The 659-nt window shown below is 58.9% G+C and carries 1 pseudogene; it reads left to right on the top strand.

Going from position 1 to position 659, the window contains the following annotated elements:
- A pseudogene (locus E0D98_RS25350) lies at positions 1–659 on the top strand (terminase large subunit); the annotation flags it as partial.

Here is a 659-nt window from a genome sequence, read left to right as displayed (position 1 = left end):
CACCTGCTGATGGAAAACCTCGCCATGGTCAATCCGAATCTCGGTTATTCGGTGGATGAGGCTTTTCTGTACCGGGAGTACCGTAAAGCCCGGGAGGCTGGTGAGGAAGCATTTCGTGGCTTCATGTCAAAACATGCCAATGTGGAAATTGGTCTTGCCCTGCGTTCTGACCGCTGGACGGGGGCGGATTTCTGGGAGCAGCAGGGCAGGCGCGTCAGCCTGGACGATATCCTGCAGCGCGCTGATGTGGTGACGGTGGGGATTGACGGCGGGGGCCTGGATGATCTGCTGGGAATGTACGTGATTGGCCGTGACAGGGAAACCCGCGAATGGCTGGGCTGGGGCCATGCCTGGGCGCATGAAACCGCGGTGGTCAGACGGAAGAGTGAGGCATCCCGGTTTCAGGATTTTGTGGCCTGTGGAGACATGACGATTGTCCGTCGGGTCGGGGATGACACGGCGGAAGTGGCGGAGTATGTGCGTCGTATTCATGAGGCTGAGTTACTGGAGCATATCGGTATTGACCCGTCAGGTGTGGGGCAGATTCTGGATTCACTGGCGGAAGCCGGGATCCCCGACGGAATTGTTGTGGGGATAAGCCAGGGCTGGAAGCTGGGCGGGGCCATAAAAACCACCGAGCGCAAACTGGCTGAGGGAGT

This window comes from Escherichia sp. KCJ4928 (assembly GCF_004352695.1).
In the GTDB taxonomy this organism is placed as follows: Bacteria; Pseudomonadota; Gammaproteobacteria; order Enterobacterales; family Enterobacteriaceae; genus ECMA0423.
Note: the sequence above shows the minus strand (reverse complement) of the source record. Positions and strands in the feature narration are given on the sequence as shown.